This window comes from Treponema denticola (assembly GCF_024181605.1).
GTDB lineage: Bacteria > Spirochaetota > Spirochaetia > Treponematales > Treponemataceae > Treponema_B > Treponema_B denticola_B.
In genome coordinates, this window is sequence record NZ_CP054477.1 from 140113 (window position 1) to 155399 (window position 15287).

Annotated in this window: 15 protein-coding genes; 3 read left to right on the forward strand and 12 right to left on the reverse strand. The window is 38.4% G+C overall.

Going from position 1 to position 15287, the window contains the following annotated elements:
• Positions 1 to 62 precede the first annotated feature (62 nt).
• From E4N80_RS00650 to E4N80_RS00675, 6 genes are all read right to left on the reverse strand, one after another.
• Positions 63 to 1466, reverse strand: coding sequence for a MiaB/RimO family radical SAM methylthiotransferase (locus E4N80_RS00650; RefSeq protein WP_253701072.1), 1404 nt, complete (start codon positions 1464 to 1466; stop codon positions 63 to 65).
• 26 nt (positions 1467 to 1492) lie between these two features.
• Positions 1493 to 2611 carry a helix-turn-helix domain-containing protein gene (locus E4N80_RS00655; protein WP_253699677.1) on the reverse strand — a complete coding sequence of 373 codons (1119 nt, stop codon included), beginning with the start codon at positions 2609 to 2611 and terminating at the stop codon, positions 1493 to 1495.
• 20 nt (positions 2612 to 2631) lie between these two features.
• Positions 2632 to 3300, reverse strand: coding sequence for a LolA family protein (locus E4N80_RS00660; protein ID WP_253699678.1), 669 nt, complete (start codon positions 3298 to 3300; stop codon positions 2632 to 2634).
• A gap of 122 nt (positions 3301 to 3422) precedes the next feature.
• On the reverse strand, positions 3423 to 5447 hold the full coding sequence (gene hutU / locus E4N80_RS00665; protein WP_253699679.1) for a urocanate hydratase: 2025 nt from the start codon (positions 5445 to 5447) through the stop codon (positions 3423 to 3425).
• Positions 5448 to 5558: 111 nt separating this feature from the next.
• A complete protein-coding gene (locus E4N80_RS00670) occupies positions 5559 to 6101 on the reverse strand; it encodes a histidine phosphatase family protein (protein WP_253699680.1) in 543 nt (180 codons plus the stop codon).
• 208 nt (positions 6102 to 6309) lie between these two features.
• Positions 6310 to 7716, reverse strand: coding sequence for an aminopeptidase (locus E4N80_RS00675; protein WP_253699681.1), 1407 nt, complete (start codon positions 7714 to 7716; stop codon positions 6310 to 6312).
• Between the two features lie 181 nt (positions 7717 to 7897).
• On the opposite strand from E4N80_RS00675, the gene E4N80_RS00680 reads away from it, so the two are divergent.
• The 3 genes from E4N80_RS00680 to E4N80_RS00690 all read left to right on the forward strand — a co-directional run bounded on the left by E4N80_RS00680 (position 7898) and on the right by E4N80_RS00690 (position 10234).
• Entirely contained in the window at positions 7898 to 8293 is a 396-nt protein-coding gene (locus tag E4N80_RS00680) for a rhodanese-like domain-containing protein (protein WP_253699682.1), read from the forward strand.
• A gap of 97 nt (positions 8294 to 8390) precedes the next feature.
• A complete protein-coding gene (locus tag E4N80_RS00685) occupies positions 8391 to 9017 on the forward strand; it encodes a DbpA RNA binding domain-containing protein (RefSeq protein WP_253699683.1) in 627 nt (208 codons plus the stop codon).
• Positions 9018 to 9097: 80 nt separating this feature from the next.
• Positions 9098 to 10234, forward strand: a complete 1137-nt coding sequence (locus tag E4N80_RS00690; RefSeq protein WP_253699684.1) for a sigma 54-interacting transcriptional regulator — start codon at positions 9098 to 9100, stop codon at positions 10232 to 10234.
• Here E4N80_RS00690 and E4N80_RS00695 read toward each other — a convergent pair.
• Genes E4N80_RS00695 through tmk form a run of 6 tightly spaced genes read right to left on the reverse strand, consistent with a single transcriptional unit; the run spans position 10231 to position 15276 of the window.
• Positions 10231 to 11331 carry a tetratricopeptide repeat protein gene (locus tag E4N80_RS00695; protein WP_253699685.1) on the reverse strand — a complete coding sequence of 367 codons (1101 nt, stop codon included), beginning with the start codon at positions 11329 to 11331 and terminating at the stop codon, positions 10231 to 10233. The genes E4N80_RS00690 and E4N80_RS00695 overlap by 4 nt on opposite strands.
• Before the next feature lie 3 nt (positions 11332 to 11334).
• Entirely contained in the window at positions 11335 to 12381 is a 1047-nt protein-coding gene (locus tag E4N80_RS00700; protein WP_253699686.1) for a hypothetical protein, read from the reverse strand.
• Positions 12378 to 13340 (reverse strand): tol-pal system YbgF family protein, encoded by a 963-nt coding sequence (locus E4N80_RS00705; RefSeq protein ID WP_253699687.1) that lies wholly within the window; start codon positions 13338 to 13340, stop codon positions 12378 to 12380. The genes E4N80_RS00700 and E4N80_RS00705 overlap by 4 nt, the downstream gene beginning before the upstream one ends.
• Positions 13337 to 13966 (reverse strand): ribulose-phosphate 3-epimerase, encoded by a 630-nt coding sequence (gene rpe, locus E4N80_RS00710; RefSeq protein ID WP_253699688.1) that lies wholly within the window; start codon positions 13964 to 13966, stop codon positions 13337 to 13339. The genes E4N80_RS00705 and rpe overlap by 4 nt, the downstream gene beginning before the upstream one ends.
• A gap of 53 nt (positions 13967 to 14019) precedes the next feature.
• Positions 14020 to 14631 carry a DUF8513 domain-containing protein gene (locus E4N80_RS00715; protein ID WP_253699689.1) on the reverse strand — a complete coding sequence of 204 codons (612 nt, stop codon included), beginning with the start codon at positions 14629 to 14631 and terminating at the stop codon, positions 14020 to 14022.
• A 3-nt stretch (positions 14632 to 14634) separates the two neighbouring features.
• The gene (gene tmk / locus E4N80_RS00720) at positions 14635 to 15276 is read right to left on the reverse strand and encodes a dTMP kinase (RefSeq protein ID WP_366797068.1); all 642 of its coding nucleotides are present in this window, start codon (positions 15274 to 15276) and stop codon (positions 14635 to 14637) included.
• Positions 15277 to 15287 lie beyond the last annotated feature (11 nt).

The following is a 15287-nucleotide window of genomic DNA, read 5'->3' on the forward strand; positions in this document are numbered from 1 at the left end:
ATTACAGTATCGGCGTATTTTTACAAAGCTTTATAAATTATGGAGGTTTTTATACGCAAGCTTTAAACGGCTATAGCTTCAAGATCAAAACCGTTTCGGGCTGCGATTCTTGCCTTTACAACGGATCCTGGTGCAATCGGATTCCCATCAATGTCTTTTTTGTTTAAATTAAAGTTTAAAACAACGGCTCCGTCAACTTCCGGCGCTTGAAACCAAGCCCGTCCGAGGGCTAAAAATGATTTATCCTCTGTTTGAATAAGCTCTTCTACTAAGACTTCTATTTCTTTTCCCATAAAAGAATCCAGTTTTTTTTCGGTTATTGAGGTTTGAGTATTTTGTATTTCTGCGAGGCGGGCTTCTGCCGTTTTTTTCGGAACCCTGTTCCTAAAAGAATATGAAGGAGTATCCTCTTCTCTTGAATATGTAAAGCCGCCCGACCAAAGAGGTTTTAATTTCTTTAAAAACGTGATAGTTTCATTGAAGTCTTCATCCGTTTCGCCCGGAAAGCCTACCAAAAAGGTTGTCCGTATTTGCGGCTCTCCGTAAGGACTTTTTGCCTTTTCAAAAGCCTCCCGTATATTCTTTACGGTATTAAGGTAAACCTCGGCAGAGCCATTTCGATTCATAGCCCTTATTATTTTTTGTGCCCCCGATTGAAATGGAATATCGAAATAAGGCAAGAATCTTTTATCGGCGGTCATTATAGGCAGAATATCAAGTGGAAAGTGGTCTGGATGAATGTAAAGTAATCTGATTTTAAAGTTGCCGCTTATTGTTGAAATACTCTTTAAAAGCAGGGCTAAACCGGAATAGTCTTCTTTGTGCAGTTTATCTTCATTTAAACCATCTTTTTCGGTTTGATAGGCGGCTAGATCCTGTCCTATCAGGTTAAATTCATAAAAGCCTTTTTTTAAAAAGGTTTTTATCTCATCGCAGATGTCTTTAATAGGCCGGCTTCTTAAGCGTCCCCTGATAATGGGGATAGCACAAAAACTGCAAAAGTTATCACAACCTTCGGTTATTTTGATATAGGTAGAACGCGGAAAGTTAAGTATTTTAGGTCTTTCTCCCCCGCAGATGCCTATTTGCGGAGGAACAAGGGTCTTCTCAATGAATTTTTTCTCCGAAGTCTTTTTAGGAAAAATCGAGTCTATTAGTTGAGGCAGTAGGGAAAGGTTTCCGTTTCCAAAAATACCGTCTGCTTCAAGTAAATCGTTTTTGAGGATATCGGCATAACGTTCGGCTAAACATCCGGCTAATAGAACCTTAGCCCTAGGGTGGGCCGCCTTAGCCTGTAAAACGGCATTTATCGATTCTTCTTTTGCAGAATTAATAAAGCCGCATGAATTGACTATTATCAAATCCGCTTCATCGGGATCGGAAGTGTTTTTCCATGATAAATTTTCCATTATCCCGATTATAAGTTCGGCATCAACCTGATTTTTTGCACAACCGTGCAAATCAATAAAAAATTTCTTTTGAGGCATCTATTTTAATCGACATCTACAACTATGAATTTAAAACGCTTGGTTTCATCATCACGTATCCATTTAAGATCTTTTACGATAACTTCTCCCGGCCGGCTGACTTCCAAATCAACGGTTTTGCCTCCTGCAACTACTTGGAGTTTTACGGCATTTCCGTTGGATGCCCAAATTCTTAAACCGTTATTGGCTTGAACGGTAAGCTGTTCGGCCTTTTGATAGTATCTTTCTTCCCGATTAGTCTTATCTGCTTCATGTCTGAATAAACAGTAGCCCCTAAATGTGGCATTTAAAGTTACAGGGTAGGCTGAACCGCTTTCAAACAGCACCTTGTAAGTTGCTGCGGCTTGAGAGTCTTCGCCGGAAACAACTAAGTCTGATACTGCAGAAGTATTTCTATTTGCAATGCTGTCTCCGGTTAAAACGGATACCAGAGCTCCGGAATCCGAGTTGTTTTTATCTATATCTTCTAAAGTAATTTCAACATCCGGTGTCAAATCGTTATTAAGATCTATTTTAATTGTTTGCCCTAGGCTTATTATTTGATTTCCTGTTTCTGTCTTTAAATTTAATTTAGGGCTTACTTTTTCTACTTGAATATTGTATTCTTTATTTTCTATAGTTAATTTTAAGACATCACCCTCAAATATTCTTTGCTCATATTTTTTCTGGTTTATTTCATGTATTTTTGCTTCCCTTGTTTCTCTGATTTCAGTTTTTACATTTGTCTCACTGTGTTTTTGCTGTATGGCCGGTATCCAGCTTTTAAATGCAAAAAATATTACAGTAATTATTACTGCAATAGCTGCCAAAACACCAAAGCCTATGATAAGGGGTTTAGACAAAGCAAACCCTCTTTTTTCCAATAGAGCATCCGGCGGTAGAGAAGTTTCTTGTATTTTAACCTGCTTATAAAGGTTTGTTATTTCTTCGGGGTCAAGGTCTAAATATTCGCAATAATTTCTCAAAAAACCCACAATATACGGCTCTGCAGGGAAAACACTGTAATCACCGCTTTCCAAAGCTTCCAAATACCTTTTGGCTATATTTGTTTCTCTTGCAACCTGATCAAGCTCAAGATCTTTTTCTATTCTTGTTTCGGTGAGTAATTTTCCGATTTCGTTCATTATTTATCTCCCATACCAAATTAATCGACAAAAAGAAAATCATTAAAGGACTTTGCCGTAGAAGGAGCATCAAAAACAAAGTTTTTGCTGCCTACTCCTACATTTATCCTGTAATTATAAAAGTCGAATGTAATTTTGCCGCCTGAAACAGGAACTGCCTCAATTCGGCGTATCAGTTTACCGTCAGGATAAATCATAACCCGCAGTGTTTTAAAAGTTTCGGTTGCGGATTTTCTATTCATCAATAATATTATAACATTTTCAGAGGAGCCTTCTTCCAAGGGCTGCGGAGCCGATGTCGCATCATATTGAATTGTATAGCCTCTTTTCATAAGGGAAAGGCCTTGAGGGGTTGCCAGCGAAGAACCTCCGGCATTGCTCTGTTCAACATCCTGAGTCAAAATGGTTCTGTATTGAGGCAGGTAAATTGAAAGAGTGTTCCCGTTAAAAACAATACATTGTTCTGCGGGAGATTTAAAGTCCAAGCGAAGTTTATCCGGTCTTTTAAACATGGCCGCAGCCTGCTGTGTCGACGATCCGACGGTTATATTTATGTCGACAATGTAGTCCTGTATTTGAGCGTATCTATCCGATACTGAAGAAAAAAAGTCCCCTGCAGTAGTAATATTTTGAGAAAAACAAAAAGAACTTATCAAAACAAATAAAATAGTAGTTATATTTTTTTTCATGAGGTATATAGTAAACCAAAAAAAGCTTATAAAGTCAAGTGGAGGGCGTTTTAAGATTTAAGCTTTCTATTAAAAGGCCCCGGTCAGTTTTAACTGCCCGGAGTCTTTTGGTATCAGCCGTTTTATTTTTTATATTTTTGCTCAACCAGTTTTTTTACGAACTCGTCTTTAGCAACATAGGGAATAGTGATGTGGCCTTTTGAATAGTTTTTGTTGTATTCGATACTGGTGGTAATGGAGTTTTCGTTGCGGGCCCAGTTTCGGCGGGCTACGCCTCCCATTACGTCCCACATAATGGCCGATTTGATGATTTCGTCGACACGCTCGCTTCCGTCAAGCACGAGGCCGAATCCTCCGTTAATGGATTTTCCTATACCTACACCGCCGCCGTTGTGGAGGGCTACAAGGCTCATTCCTCTGGCTGCGTTTCCGGCATAGCACTGTACGGCCATGTCTGCCATTACATTGCTTCCGTCCTTGATATTGGAAGTTTCGCGGAAAGGTGAATCGGTGCCGCTTACGTCGTGGTGGTCTCGTCCCATCATAACGGGGCCGATTTCGCTCTTGCGAACCATTTCGTTAAACTTTAAGGCAATGTCGCGCCTTCCTTCAGCATCCTGATAAAGGATTCGGGCCTGAGTTCCTACAACTAATCTATTCTTTTTGGCATCGCGCACCCAGTAGTAATTGTCCCTGTCCTGTCCGCGGCGGTCGGGGTTAATGCAGCTCATTGCGGCAGCATCCGTCTTGTCTAAGTCTTCAGGTTTTCCTGATAAGCATACCCAGCGGAATGGGCCGTAGCCGTAGTCAAAGAGTTCGGGACCCATAAGGTCTTCTACATAAGAGGGGAAGATAAAGCCGTCTTTTTCATCGATTCCGTTTTTAGAAACATCCTTTGCGCCCGCATCAAATACGGCTTTGAGGAAGGAGTTTCCGTAGTCGAAAAAGTATGTCCCTCTCGATGAAAGAATTTTGATAAGTTCAAAGTGGTGCTTTAATGTAGAGTCGACTCTCTTGCAGAATTCGTCGCGGTTTTCATAGAGGAGCTTCGTTCTTTCTTCAAAGGTCATCTTTTCGGGACAATAACCGCCCTCATAGGGTGCATGGCAGGATGTTTGATCCGAAAGGAGATCGATGTGAACGTTTTTGTCTACACAATATTGAAGAAGGTCTACAATGTTGCCGTGATAAGCGATTGAGATAGGCTCCTTCTTTTTTAGGTACTCGTCTACCTTTTTAAAGATTTCATCCAAGTTATCGGACATTTCGTGAACCCAGCCTTGTTCAAGACGGGTATTGATTCTCGATTTATCGACTTCGGCAAAAACACCGACGGCATTTGCTATTTCGCAGGCCTTGGGTTGGGCTCCGGACATTCCGCCCAAGCCGGAAGAAATAAAGAGCTTTCCCTTTAAGTCGCCGTCGCTTGCAACTCCCAGTTCCTTGCGGCCTGCTGTGAGGATTGTATTAAATGTTCCGTGAACGATACCCTGAGGGCCGATATACATCCAGCCGCCGGCCGTCATCTGGCCGTAGTTGGCAACGCCCATTTCTTCCGCGACTTCCCAGTCCTTGTAATTGTCAAACATACCTATCATAAGGCCGTTTGTAATTATAACCCTCGGAGCTTCAGGCTTTGAAGGGAAGAGGCCTAAGGGGTGTCCCGATTCCATAACTAGGGTTTGATCTTCGGTTAATTCTTCCAAATATTTTTTGATGAGGCGGTACTGAAGCCAGTCATGGCAGACCGAGCCCGTTTCACCGTAGGTTACAAGCTCGTATGGGTAGAGGGCGACATCGAAGTCAAGGTTGTTGTCTATCATAACCTGCATAGCCTTTGCTGCAAGGCACTTACCCTTGTACTCATCTATTGGTTTTCCGTAAATGTTTCCTGCCGGACGATAGCGGTAGGCGTAAATACGGCCGTAGGTAAAAAGTTCGTCCAAAAACTCAGGAGCGAGCTTTTCGTGAAGTTCTTCAGGCACGTAGCGGAGGGCATTTTTTAAGGCTGTTTCCGTTTGAGCCTTTGTCAAGTTAAAGCCCCTGCTCGGTGCTCTTCTTATTCCTTTTTCAAAAACGGGATCGGGAGGAAGCGTTGCATCAAGTTTGATTGTCATCGCTTGCCCTATTTCTTTGTTTGTAATCATACTCATCATCTCCTTTTTAGTAAATATTATATTGAGTAAAATTGTATCACAATAGTATTAAATTTTAAAGAGCTTAAAATTTACAAGAATTCCATAAAAAGGAATTTATTCTTATAGTTCAAATTCAAGAAGCTGGCAGTTTTTGATTTCTATCTTTTCCAGTTCTTCTTTTGAATAAGATTTAAAATATGTACAAATCATAGTGCTTATCATTCCGTGACAAACAAAAAGTACATTTTCATTTTTGTGTTTTGCTTTGACCTCTTCAATCATACCATAGGCACGGTGTGCAATTTGCACCAAGGATTCTCCTTGCGGGAATCTAAAAAAAGGATTGTCGGTTATTTTTAAAAATTCAGGCTTCCTCCAATCCTCACCTTCAAAAGTTCCGAAATTTATTTCTTTTAAGCGTTCATCTATTTTTGCTTTTATACCCAAAGTTTTTTCGATATAAGCTGCCGTTGCTATGGCTCTTTTAAGCGGAGACACATAGATAAGGCTGATCTTATTTTTATCCTGTTCGGCAGCAAGGCGTTCGGCGAGCTCTTTTGCTTGGCCTTTTCCTTTTTCAGTAAGCGAGGCTTCGGAAACACCGCAAGCCATCATCTTAGAATTCCAGTCGGTTTCACCGTGACGTACAACAAAAAGTTTCATACAAAAATTATATGGTTTTTAGGCTTAAAGGGCAAGGTGCCCTTTAAGCGAATATTGGGTTTATAAATCGTAAAAGATTACTTATAAAAAAAGAGCCCGCTTACGCGGGCAAGCCTAATTCCGTACGAAGGAGGATTACGGAATCAGGCTACACATATCCAACAAAACCGACAACCATAGGTTACATACTATTGTTAAATGTGCATTATTATTTATAAAAAGCTCTATAGGCTTTATAGGCCATATAAAGGTCTGCCTTGCTCAAAATTTCAAATGGAGCATGCATTGAAAGAACGGGAACACCGCAGTCTACAACTTCAGCACCATATTTTGCAATAATATAGGCAATTGTTCCGCCTCCGCCGGCATCTATTTTTCCGAGTTCAGCCGTTTGCCAGACAACCTTGTTATCATCAAAGATTTTTCTCACCTTTTGTAAGAATTCTGCATTGGCATCATTTGAGCCGCCCTTGCCGCCCGAACCCGTATATTTATTGATACAGATACCGTTGCCTATAAAGGCCGAATTCATCTTTTCAAAAACGGAAGGGAAGGCAGGGTCGAAACCTGCAGAAACATCGGCCGAAAGCATATATGAATTGGCAAAGGCCCTTCTAACATCAATATCCCTATAGTTTTTGTTTAAGGCAGCTATTTCTGCAACCATATTTTCAAAATAGAGAGCCTGCATACCCGTATTTCCTACGGAACCGATTTCTTCCTTATCGGCAAAAAGAGCCGCTGCAGTCCTTTTTGGAGATTCGACTTCCAAAATAGCTTTTAAGGTTGTATAAGCACAAACCCTGTCATCGTGGCCGTGTCCGGCAATAAGAGAGCTGTCAAAGCCTACATTTCGGGCCTTTCCTGCTGGAACAACTTCCAGCTCTGCGACCCTAAAATCTTCTTCCACTATGCCGTATTTTTCGTTAAGGATTTTTAAGATATTTTCCTTTACCGGGTTTTTTGACTCTTCTTTTTTATCGTCTTTTTTTTCTTTTGAAGCAGGCTTTTGATTTCCTACAAGGATATTAAGCTGCTCGCCGGTTATACCCTCAGACATTGTTTCCTGAAGCTGTTTTCTTGAAAGGTGTATCAAAAGGTCATTTATAAAAAGAACAGGATCTTTTTCATCTTCACCTATGCAAATGTCAACTTTTTTTCCTTCTTTTGTGAAGATAACCCCGTGAATAGCCAGAGGAATTGTAGTCCACTGGTACTTTTTTACACCGCCGTAATAGTGAGTCTTTAAAAAAGCCATATTTGACTCTTCAAAAAGAGGCATTTGCTTTAAGTCGAGACGGGGGCTGTCTATGTGAGCTCCGATAATATTCATACCCTGAGTAATATCATCACCTAAAACCATTAAAACAACGGATTTTTCCTTATTATTTAGATAAACCTTTGTTCCTTTTTTTGCCGAACCGCTTTTTATGACTTCTTCAAGAGACTTAAAGCCGTGCTTTTTAGCCTGCTTTATAATCTCTACAGTACATTCTCTTTCGGTTTTTCCATTGTTCAAAAAATCCAAATAACTATCTGAAAGTTTTCCTAACTCGGAAAGTTCAGCCTTAGTCAAATTCTCCCACGCAGATTTCTGCTTATAAGATAAATCCATAACGCACCTCTTTAATTTTTACCGTAGTTTACGGTTTTTATACTTCTTGAGTATATACCTTTTTTGAATTTTAGAAAAGCAGGGAAATTTTTATATACGTACTTTTATGATGAAAAAAAATAATAAATCTTGACATATTATAAAAATTTATGTAGATTTATACAAATCAAGGAGTTTGATGATGAAAAAAACATGTATATTTTTAATCTTTTTACTTATGGTAATTTTTTCGGCTTCGTGTAACACAAAATCTACAGAAAATATTACCCGAATGGACGGTTCCCGGCTGGAAGCGATTTTAAACGATGAAACTGAACGGGAAAAATATCTTGTAATCGATGTCCGCGAAGACTATGAATACAAGGCAGGCCATGTGCCTTACGCAATAAATATAAGCGTACAAGAAATAGAAAGCCGAATTTCTGAAATTTCCGATTGGAAAGAAAAAAATGTAATTGTTATATGCCGCAGCGGCAAAAGAAGCAGAACGGCAGCCGAAATCTTAGTAAAACACGGATTTAAGAAAATATTTGATGCAGACGGTGTAAGCAAATACAACTACAAATTGGAAAAATAACCATCTGTATATAATCTGCCGATTTTATAAAAAACTCATTAAAAGGGCTTGCCTAAAAAGCGATTATATGGCAATATAGCCCTTTAGGAGATATATCGTGTCAAACAAAATTAGAATTGAAGATGAAGAACAATTAATTTCTTCCTTAAAGGATGTTGTCGAAGCGATCAAAACACAGGAAAATCCTGAAGAATTAAACTTATATCGCCGCATCTTTAAAAAAGCAGTTCCGTTGACCATGCGGTCTTATGTTGCCGCCTATTTTATTAAACAAACGGGAATGGGGGGCAGCCGTATTTATAAAAAAGACAACCGAAACGGCTTAGGAAAAGGTACTTTTAAACAAAACTCTGCAAGACCTTCAAGACCTAAAGTCATATTGGCAGAAGAAGAGTCAACAAGTCTTTTTATCGGTGTAGGCCGAAAAAGAGGAATCTTTCCGAAAGATATCATAACCTTGTTGATTCAGGGAGCCGGTATTTCACGTGAACACATCGGCGACATAAGAATTTTGGATAATTACTGCTTTGTTCAAGTTATGCAGGATGAAGCTGAAACTATTATCGAAAAACTCAACAACAGCTATTACCGAGGTAAGAATTTAACGGTTAGTCATTCAAGGAAACCGGAGGATGAAAATTTTGAAGATTCCGAAACCTTTGAAAGTATAGAAAATTACGCGGAAGCAGAAAATAACCATAGTCAAACTGAAAGTGCAGTATAGACTTAAAAAAGCCCCTCTTAAAAAGAGGGGCTTTTTTTTAATAGACTTGTAAGAAAAAAATAAATTTGCTAAAATAGGGTATGAAAGATTGTGTTTACTCGGTATATTCGAAAGAAGATGCAAAGCATTTTATTAAAGAAGTCGGGACTTTGTGGAATGTATCTTTAACCTTTGACAGCAGCAAAATAGTAGATATTTTAAAAGAAAAACATTTTGATTTTGTAATTATCGATGCAGAATCAGGCGGTCTTTTTCTACCTGATATCCTTGAATTAATCAAAAACGAATTTCCCAATATTCATATATTTATTATAATCCATTGTAAACAAAATGATTTACAATACAATCTGTTAAGTTCCCATGTATCTGAAGTTTTTGAAATCCCAAAAGATTTTAAAGGAATATACGATAAAATAGAAAATTTTTTTCTGGAAGAACTGTGCAAAGAAAAAACACCGGCCTACACAAAAGAAGATGAAAATATACAAATAATAAAAAAAGAAATTATCGGCATCAGTAAGGAGATCTGCGAGCTTAGAGAATTTATCTACAGAGCAGCAAACTCAAACCTGCCGGTATTCCTATCCGGAGAAACAGGAGTAGGAAAAGGGGTAACGGCGAATTTAATACATAGATTATCTCAGGTCAAAAACAAAAAATTTCTGCCGATAAACGTCAGCTGCATACCGGAATCATTGGCAGAATCTTTTTTATTCGGCACTGAAGAAGGGAGTTTCACCGGTGCAGTTAAAAAAGAAGGAGCCTTTTTTGAAGCCTCCGGCGGCACAATCTTTTTAGATGAAATGGAAACCCTTTCACCGGATATCCAGGCAAAACTTCTGCATGTTTTAGAATCAGGTCTTATAAGCCCCGTCGGCTCGACAAAATCAAAGCAGGTTGAATTCCGTTTAATAGCAGCAGCAAACGAAGATCTACAAAAAATGATTAACGAAAAAAAATTCCGCCAAGACCTCTACTATAGACTTCATGTTCTGCACCATGAAATACCGCCTCTACGTAACAGAAAAGAAGACATAAAGCACATAGCGCAAGCTTATCTTAGCAAGGCAGAAAAAACGATAAGCGACGGCGCACAAGCAAAACTTAATTCTCACAACTGGCCGGGAAACATAAGGGAGTTATACAACTGTCTGGACAGGGCCTGCAATCTTGCCGGCAGTGAGGAAAAAATAGAAAACCGCCATATAAAATTCTAGTCGTTTTCAGCCGGCTTTTGGGTTTGGTGAATCCCCTTTCCTTTTAAGCAAACGGTTCCATCTTTTATAATTATTTGCCCCAATACATTTACCGGTCTATCCGGATCTATCTTTGACACGAAATCACAAAAAACCGGAACAACGCCCTCAAGGATTTGCTTTGTATCGTAGCCGACCAAAAGGTTAAAGGCTGTACTATATGTACCGGTTTGTATATTCGCAGGCATCCCCTTCCATACTACCCAGCAATCAAGATAAAGGAGGGGCTCCTGTTTTACCTGAGCATAAGAATAAATATCCTGTATATTATCAAAGCCTGGTTCTTCAAAATAATCCATCAAAAGTCTGGATTTTTGTTTTATCGAAAAAGAGGCATTTGATGAAAGAAGTCTATTTATCTCAACTTGAGCAGCATTATCCCTATGAGTATTAAAATACGTTTGAGCATCCGAATAAGCTTTTAATATCTGGCTCTGAGTCAATACATAAATATATGAGCCTTCCATATCTACAGCATACTTTCTTTCATTACTGTCCAATTTAAATTCTTCTAAATTAGCTCTTCCGCTGTCTGAAAACTGCCTTGTTTTAGTTATGTACGGCACAATAAAAACAAAAGAAATAATCGAAATACCTAAAACAAGAGCAACGGCAACAATTCTTCCTTTTTTTTCTTCATGCCCCGGACGTGGAAAAAGAGTCTTTATTTTACCTGACTGAACAAAATTGCCTAATTTTTCAGGTGAATTATTTTTGCGAATAATGTCCAAACCTTTTTTTGCAAGTTTACAATTAGGGTTGTGTTCAAGGGCTTGTAAGTAGTATTCTACGGCCTCTGTTGTAAGAGAGCGTCTCAAGGCCATAGCAGCATAAGTTGATAACAGGTCGGAGTCCGTCGGCTTTATTTGTCTGGCTCTTAAAAAATAATCCATAGCACCTTGTATGTCCCCTACATGAAAAGACGCCAAACCTAAATAAAAATGAAAGGCAAAAGAGTCTCTGTATTCAACAACATGAGGCTCCAATAAAGAGATAACATCATTGTATTTCTTTTTAGATAATAATTTCTTGCCTTGATCTACAACGGAAATAGCCATTTTTTATTCCTGTATATTTTGTATTGCAGTATCTGTCTGTTGTATTAAATCCTCAATATATTCATCAGAGGCCATATCGGGATTTGATTCAACTTCAAGAATTTTATTCAATAAGGCTTGTATATATTGGTAATCTTTTTCATTTTTAGGAGGTTCAACTTTATCCTGAGGAGCAGGTGTATTAGTCTTTTCGGGAACTTCCTCTTTTACAGAGGTATTTTTCTTTCTTAAAAAGTCATAACAGCCTATAAACATTGTTACTTTTAAGCTGTCAGTGTTCTCTAATACCTCGTTAGGCCAAACAAAAAGCAGGGCCGAATCATTATGTGAATATTGAGTACTAAATAATCTTCCCTGAACGGCTTTAGGCAGCCACTTAATACTTTGAAGTCTTTCCCAGTTGGCAACATAAATTTGAGCCGGCATTTTTGCTTCGGAATGATTGATTAAAAATAAACAAGCTGAATCGGAATTTGCAGAGATAATGGCAGAATCTTTTTCAAATTTAGGTTCTAAAACCGTTTCTCTAAAAATTCCCGTTCTTAAATCGGTATAAAGGGGAATTTTTCGGTCTTCTCCTAGCTTGGTGTCAAACAGAGCTTTTAATGCAAATTCTGCCGTACCGCCGCTTGTATTTTCAACGATAGTCTCAATCTTTAAAAGCGGGCTGCCGGTACCGTAAGTCTGTTCCGTAAAGGACAATTTTTGAGTAACATAAAAAGAATCATCAAAATCATATATAATTTTTATTGAATCTCCGTCAGCTTCAATGGTAACGGGCTTTCCTACTCTCTTTTTTAATTCATAGACCTTATTATCCTTATAGACATAGAATTTATTGGTACGGCCTAAGGATCTATCATCATAAAGAGGAGTGTATTTACCCTTTCCTCTAACAGAAAGATTATAAAGACAAAAATTTCCCGTCTTTCTAAAAACCACCAACTTAAGATTATCTTTTAAAAGTTCGTAATCAGGCAGTGATTTAGCATGTAAAAAAAACGTTGTCAAACCTAATAATAAAATCGTAAAATATCTTTTTCCTTTCATTGGTCATTTCCCTCCAAAAGTTGGTTATACATATTCTGCAAAATTTTAGCTTTTTTTATTAGAGCTTCAATTGCTGCACGCCTGGCATCCGGATCGGAATAATCAGCTTCAGGAGTTTCCTCATCAGCAACCATTTCCGAGGTGTATTTAGCATCCATTTTTGCTAAGGTTGCCAGCAGCTCTTGATTTTTTAACTCAAGCATTACAAGTTGGTCATGCAGTTCTTCATTACGCTTCCTTTCCATTTTTAGCTGTTCTGAAAGCTCGGCAATTCTCATATCTCCGCCGGTATCGGAAGATTGCTTTTGATATGCAGCAACCGTTTGCTCATAAATTTTTTTATTTTTTTCCGATTCTTCAGAAAGTTTTAAAAGTTCCTCATGGCTTATTTTTAAAAGTTTTAAAAGCTCATCCTGTGTAGAGGCCTGATCTATAAGGGCTATTTTATACCGAGAAGGTTCAACCTTGGCTGAAGAGGGATAATCTATTATAACACGCGAAAAAATAGTTCTTGCATCTTTTAAGCGTCCTACCATGTATAGATTTTCTCCTATCCAGTAATAAGCTGAGGCGGTTTGTCTGTGGTTAGAATATTTTCTTAAAAAGCCGTATAAAATATTTATGGATTGATCATGCTTTGCAGACAAGCAGCATATTCGGCCCTGTTGATACATAATCTCTGCGGCTTTAGGACTGTTTGGAAATCGTTTAAAAAAAGTCTCAATATCGTTTAGAGCAACCTGATAATTACGGGCTGAAGCATTTGCCATTATAAGCCAATATAGAGGTTCATCCAAAGATTTTTTTGAAACTTCCATTGCCTTTTGAAAAGAAAAGAGTGCAGACGACCAGTCAGACCGTGCATAGGCATCCAGACCGGATGACATATAATCGGTGTAATTTTGTGTAAAGGCATTTACAGTAAAAAGTAAAAAAAATAAAATAAAATTTTTTTTCATATTCTTAAATCTCCCGAAAAGAAAGCTGAACCGGACACAATTACGTCGGCACCGGCATCAATAACCAACCCTACATTTTTTGAATCGATCCCGCCATCGACAGAAATCAAATAATTATATTTTTTTTCGTCACGCAATGACCTTAGCCGCTTAACTTTTTCTAAACAATAAGGTATAAGCTTTTGTCCCCCGAATCCGGGATTAACACTCATAACCAAGATAAGATCGGTCAAAGGCGCTATTTCTTCAAGCATTCCTACAGGTGTGCTAGGCACGATGCTTACTCCGGCCTTCATCCCGTGAGAACGGATATCGGCAATAAGTCTGTCTGAATGAATAGATGCTTCAGCATGGAAGGTAAAATAATCCGCACCTGCATCCGCAAAGGCCGCGACCAAGTTTTCAGGATTATTGACCATTAGATGCACATCAAAAACCAGCTTGGAACAAGGGCGTATAGCCTTTATTACCGGAGGGCCGAAGGTTAAATTAGGCACAAACTGCCCATCCATAACATCTATATGAACCCAATCGCCGCCGTTTTTTTCTATAAAGGCCAATTCTTCACCTAATTTTGAAAAATCGGCACTTAAAAGCGAAGGGCTTAATTTAAAACACCTATCCATATATACCATATTAGCAAACAAACAAATATATGTAAATAGGTAAATACTAAAAATTAATAAGTAGTATCATCCATTTTCATAAACTCTTCCCTAACATTTTGAAGACGGAGGAGCTCCCTTTTTATAGTCCTTTCATAGTTTAAGTCTCCGGAAGCAATGCGGGCTCTTTCATTTTCCCAAAAAGGAAGACTGTCTAAAAATAAGAATTGGAATTCTCTCATATTGGCTTTTTCCGCCCATAACTTTGCTTCATGCCAATAAACAAGAGCTGTTTCATAGAATTCTTCAGCCTTAGACAGGCTTTCTATGTTTTGTTCTTTCCAAGGATAGTTGTAAAAATAAGCAGCCTGCTTATCGTATTTATTTCCCAATCTTAAATGCTGTTCGACCATTTTAAGGTTGAGGTGCATCATAAACATGTACCGGTATTTTTCCCATTCTTTTTTGGTAGTAATCTTTCCTAGAGCATGAAGGGGATTACAAAAATCGGCGTTTATAGCCCTTTCAAGCCAATAAATATTTTCGACGATATCATCAGGAGCTTGCTCATAATGAATATGGTAGAGCTTATAGTATTGCTCCTTATATTCCACAAAATAAGGAAAGATTTGACTAGAGAAAATAAAAAAACATAAAATTACAAAAAAGAAAAATCGCCTTTTCATCGATTATATTTTCGGCAAATCTTTTAGAATACTCCATAATTTCTCGTGAATTTCTTCAATTTGCTCAACGGCGTTAATTACTACTATGTTCATTTTAGGTTCTTTTAATCTGTACTCATCTATAATTTTCTTATACTCGTCCTGAACCTTATATTGAAAAGTTTTTTCTTCATATATTTCGAGTGTATTGCTGCGCTCCATTACCCGATTCATAGAAATATCTACAGGCAGATCAAAAAAGAATAGAAATTCCGGAAGGGGGAAACCCTCGTTTTGCAGTTTTGCAAGGCCGGCAGCCCCTGCTGCAGCTTGATAGGCAAGGCTAGAAAAAACATACCTATCCGAAAAAACAGCCCTTCCATCATTAACCTGTTTAATAATGCCTTGTAAGCCGTAAATATGCTCGCAGCGGTCAGCTGCAAATAAACGGGTCATCGTTTCAGGGGCAAGCTTAAGAGAACCTTGAAGAGCCGAACGGATTAAAGTTCCGATAGGGCCGGATGTGGGTTCCTGTGTAAACGAAACAAGGGAGCTCTTATCTTCGGACTCAAACCTTTCCTTTAAGAGCCTCATCTGGCTGGTAGTCCCTGAGCCGTCTATACCTTCAAATACAACAAAGTTGGGTAATATCATGAGGCCTATCATAACATTTTTTT

Excerpts from the sequence above, each read along its gene's own strand:
- E4N80_RS00655 (WP_253699677.1), bottom strand. The coding sequence starts at position 2,611 with ATGAACGAAATCGGAAAATTACTCACCGAAACAAGAATAGAAAAAGAT.
- E4N80_RS00660 (WP_253699678.1), bottom strand. The coding sequence starts at position 3,300 with ATGAAAAAAAATATAACTACTATTTTATTTGTTTTGATAAGTTCTTTT.
- hutU (WP_253699679.1), bottom strand. The coding sequence starts at position 5,447 with ATGATTACAAACAAAGAAATAGGGCAAGCGATGACAATCAAACTTGAT.
- E4N80_RS00670 (WP_253699680.1), bottom strand. The coding sequence starts at position 6,101 with ATGAAACTTTTTGTTGTACGTCACGGTGAAACCGACTGGAATTCTAAG.
- E4N80_RS00675 (WP_253699681.1), bottom strand. The coding sequence starts at position 7,716 with ATGGATTTATCTTATAAGCAGAAATCTGCGTGGGAGAATTTGACTAAG.
- E4N80_RS00680 (WP_253699682.1), top strand. The coding sequence starts at position 7,898 with ATGAAAAAAACATGTATATTTTTAATCTTTTTACTTATGGTAATTTTT.
- E4N80_RS00690 (WP_253699684.1), top strand. The coding sequence starts at position 9,098 with ATGAAAGATTGTGTTTACTCGGTATATTCGAAAGAAGATGCAAAGCAT.
- E4N80_RS00695 (WP_253699685.1), bottom strand. The coding sequence starts at position 11,331 with ATGGCTATTTCCGTTGTAGATCAAGGCAAGAAATTATTATCTAAAAAG.
- E4N80_RS00700 (WP_253699686.1), bottom strand. The coding sequence starts at position 12,381 with ATGAAAGGAAAAAGATATTTTACGATTTTATTATTAGGTTTGACAACG.
- E4N80_RS00705 (WP_253699687.1), bottom strand. The coding sequence starts at position 13,340 with ATGAAAAAAAATTTTATTTTATTTTTTTTACTTTTTACTGTAAATGCC.
- rpe (WP_253699688.1), bottom strand. The coding sequence starts at position 13,966 with ATGGATAGGTGTTTTAAATTAAGCCCTTCGCTTTTAAGTGCCGATTTT.
- E4N80_RS00715 (WP_253699689.1), bottom strand. The coding sequence starts at position 14,631 with ATGAAAAGGCGATTTTTCTTTTTTGTAATTTTATGTTTTTTTATTTTC.
- tmk (WP_366797068.1), bottom strand. The coding sequence starts at position 15,276 with ATGATAGGCCTCATGATATTACCCAACTTTGTTGTATTTGAAGGTATA.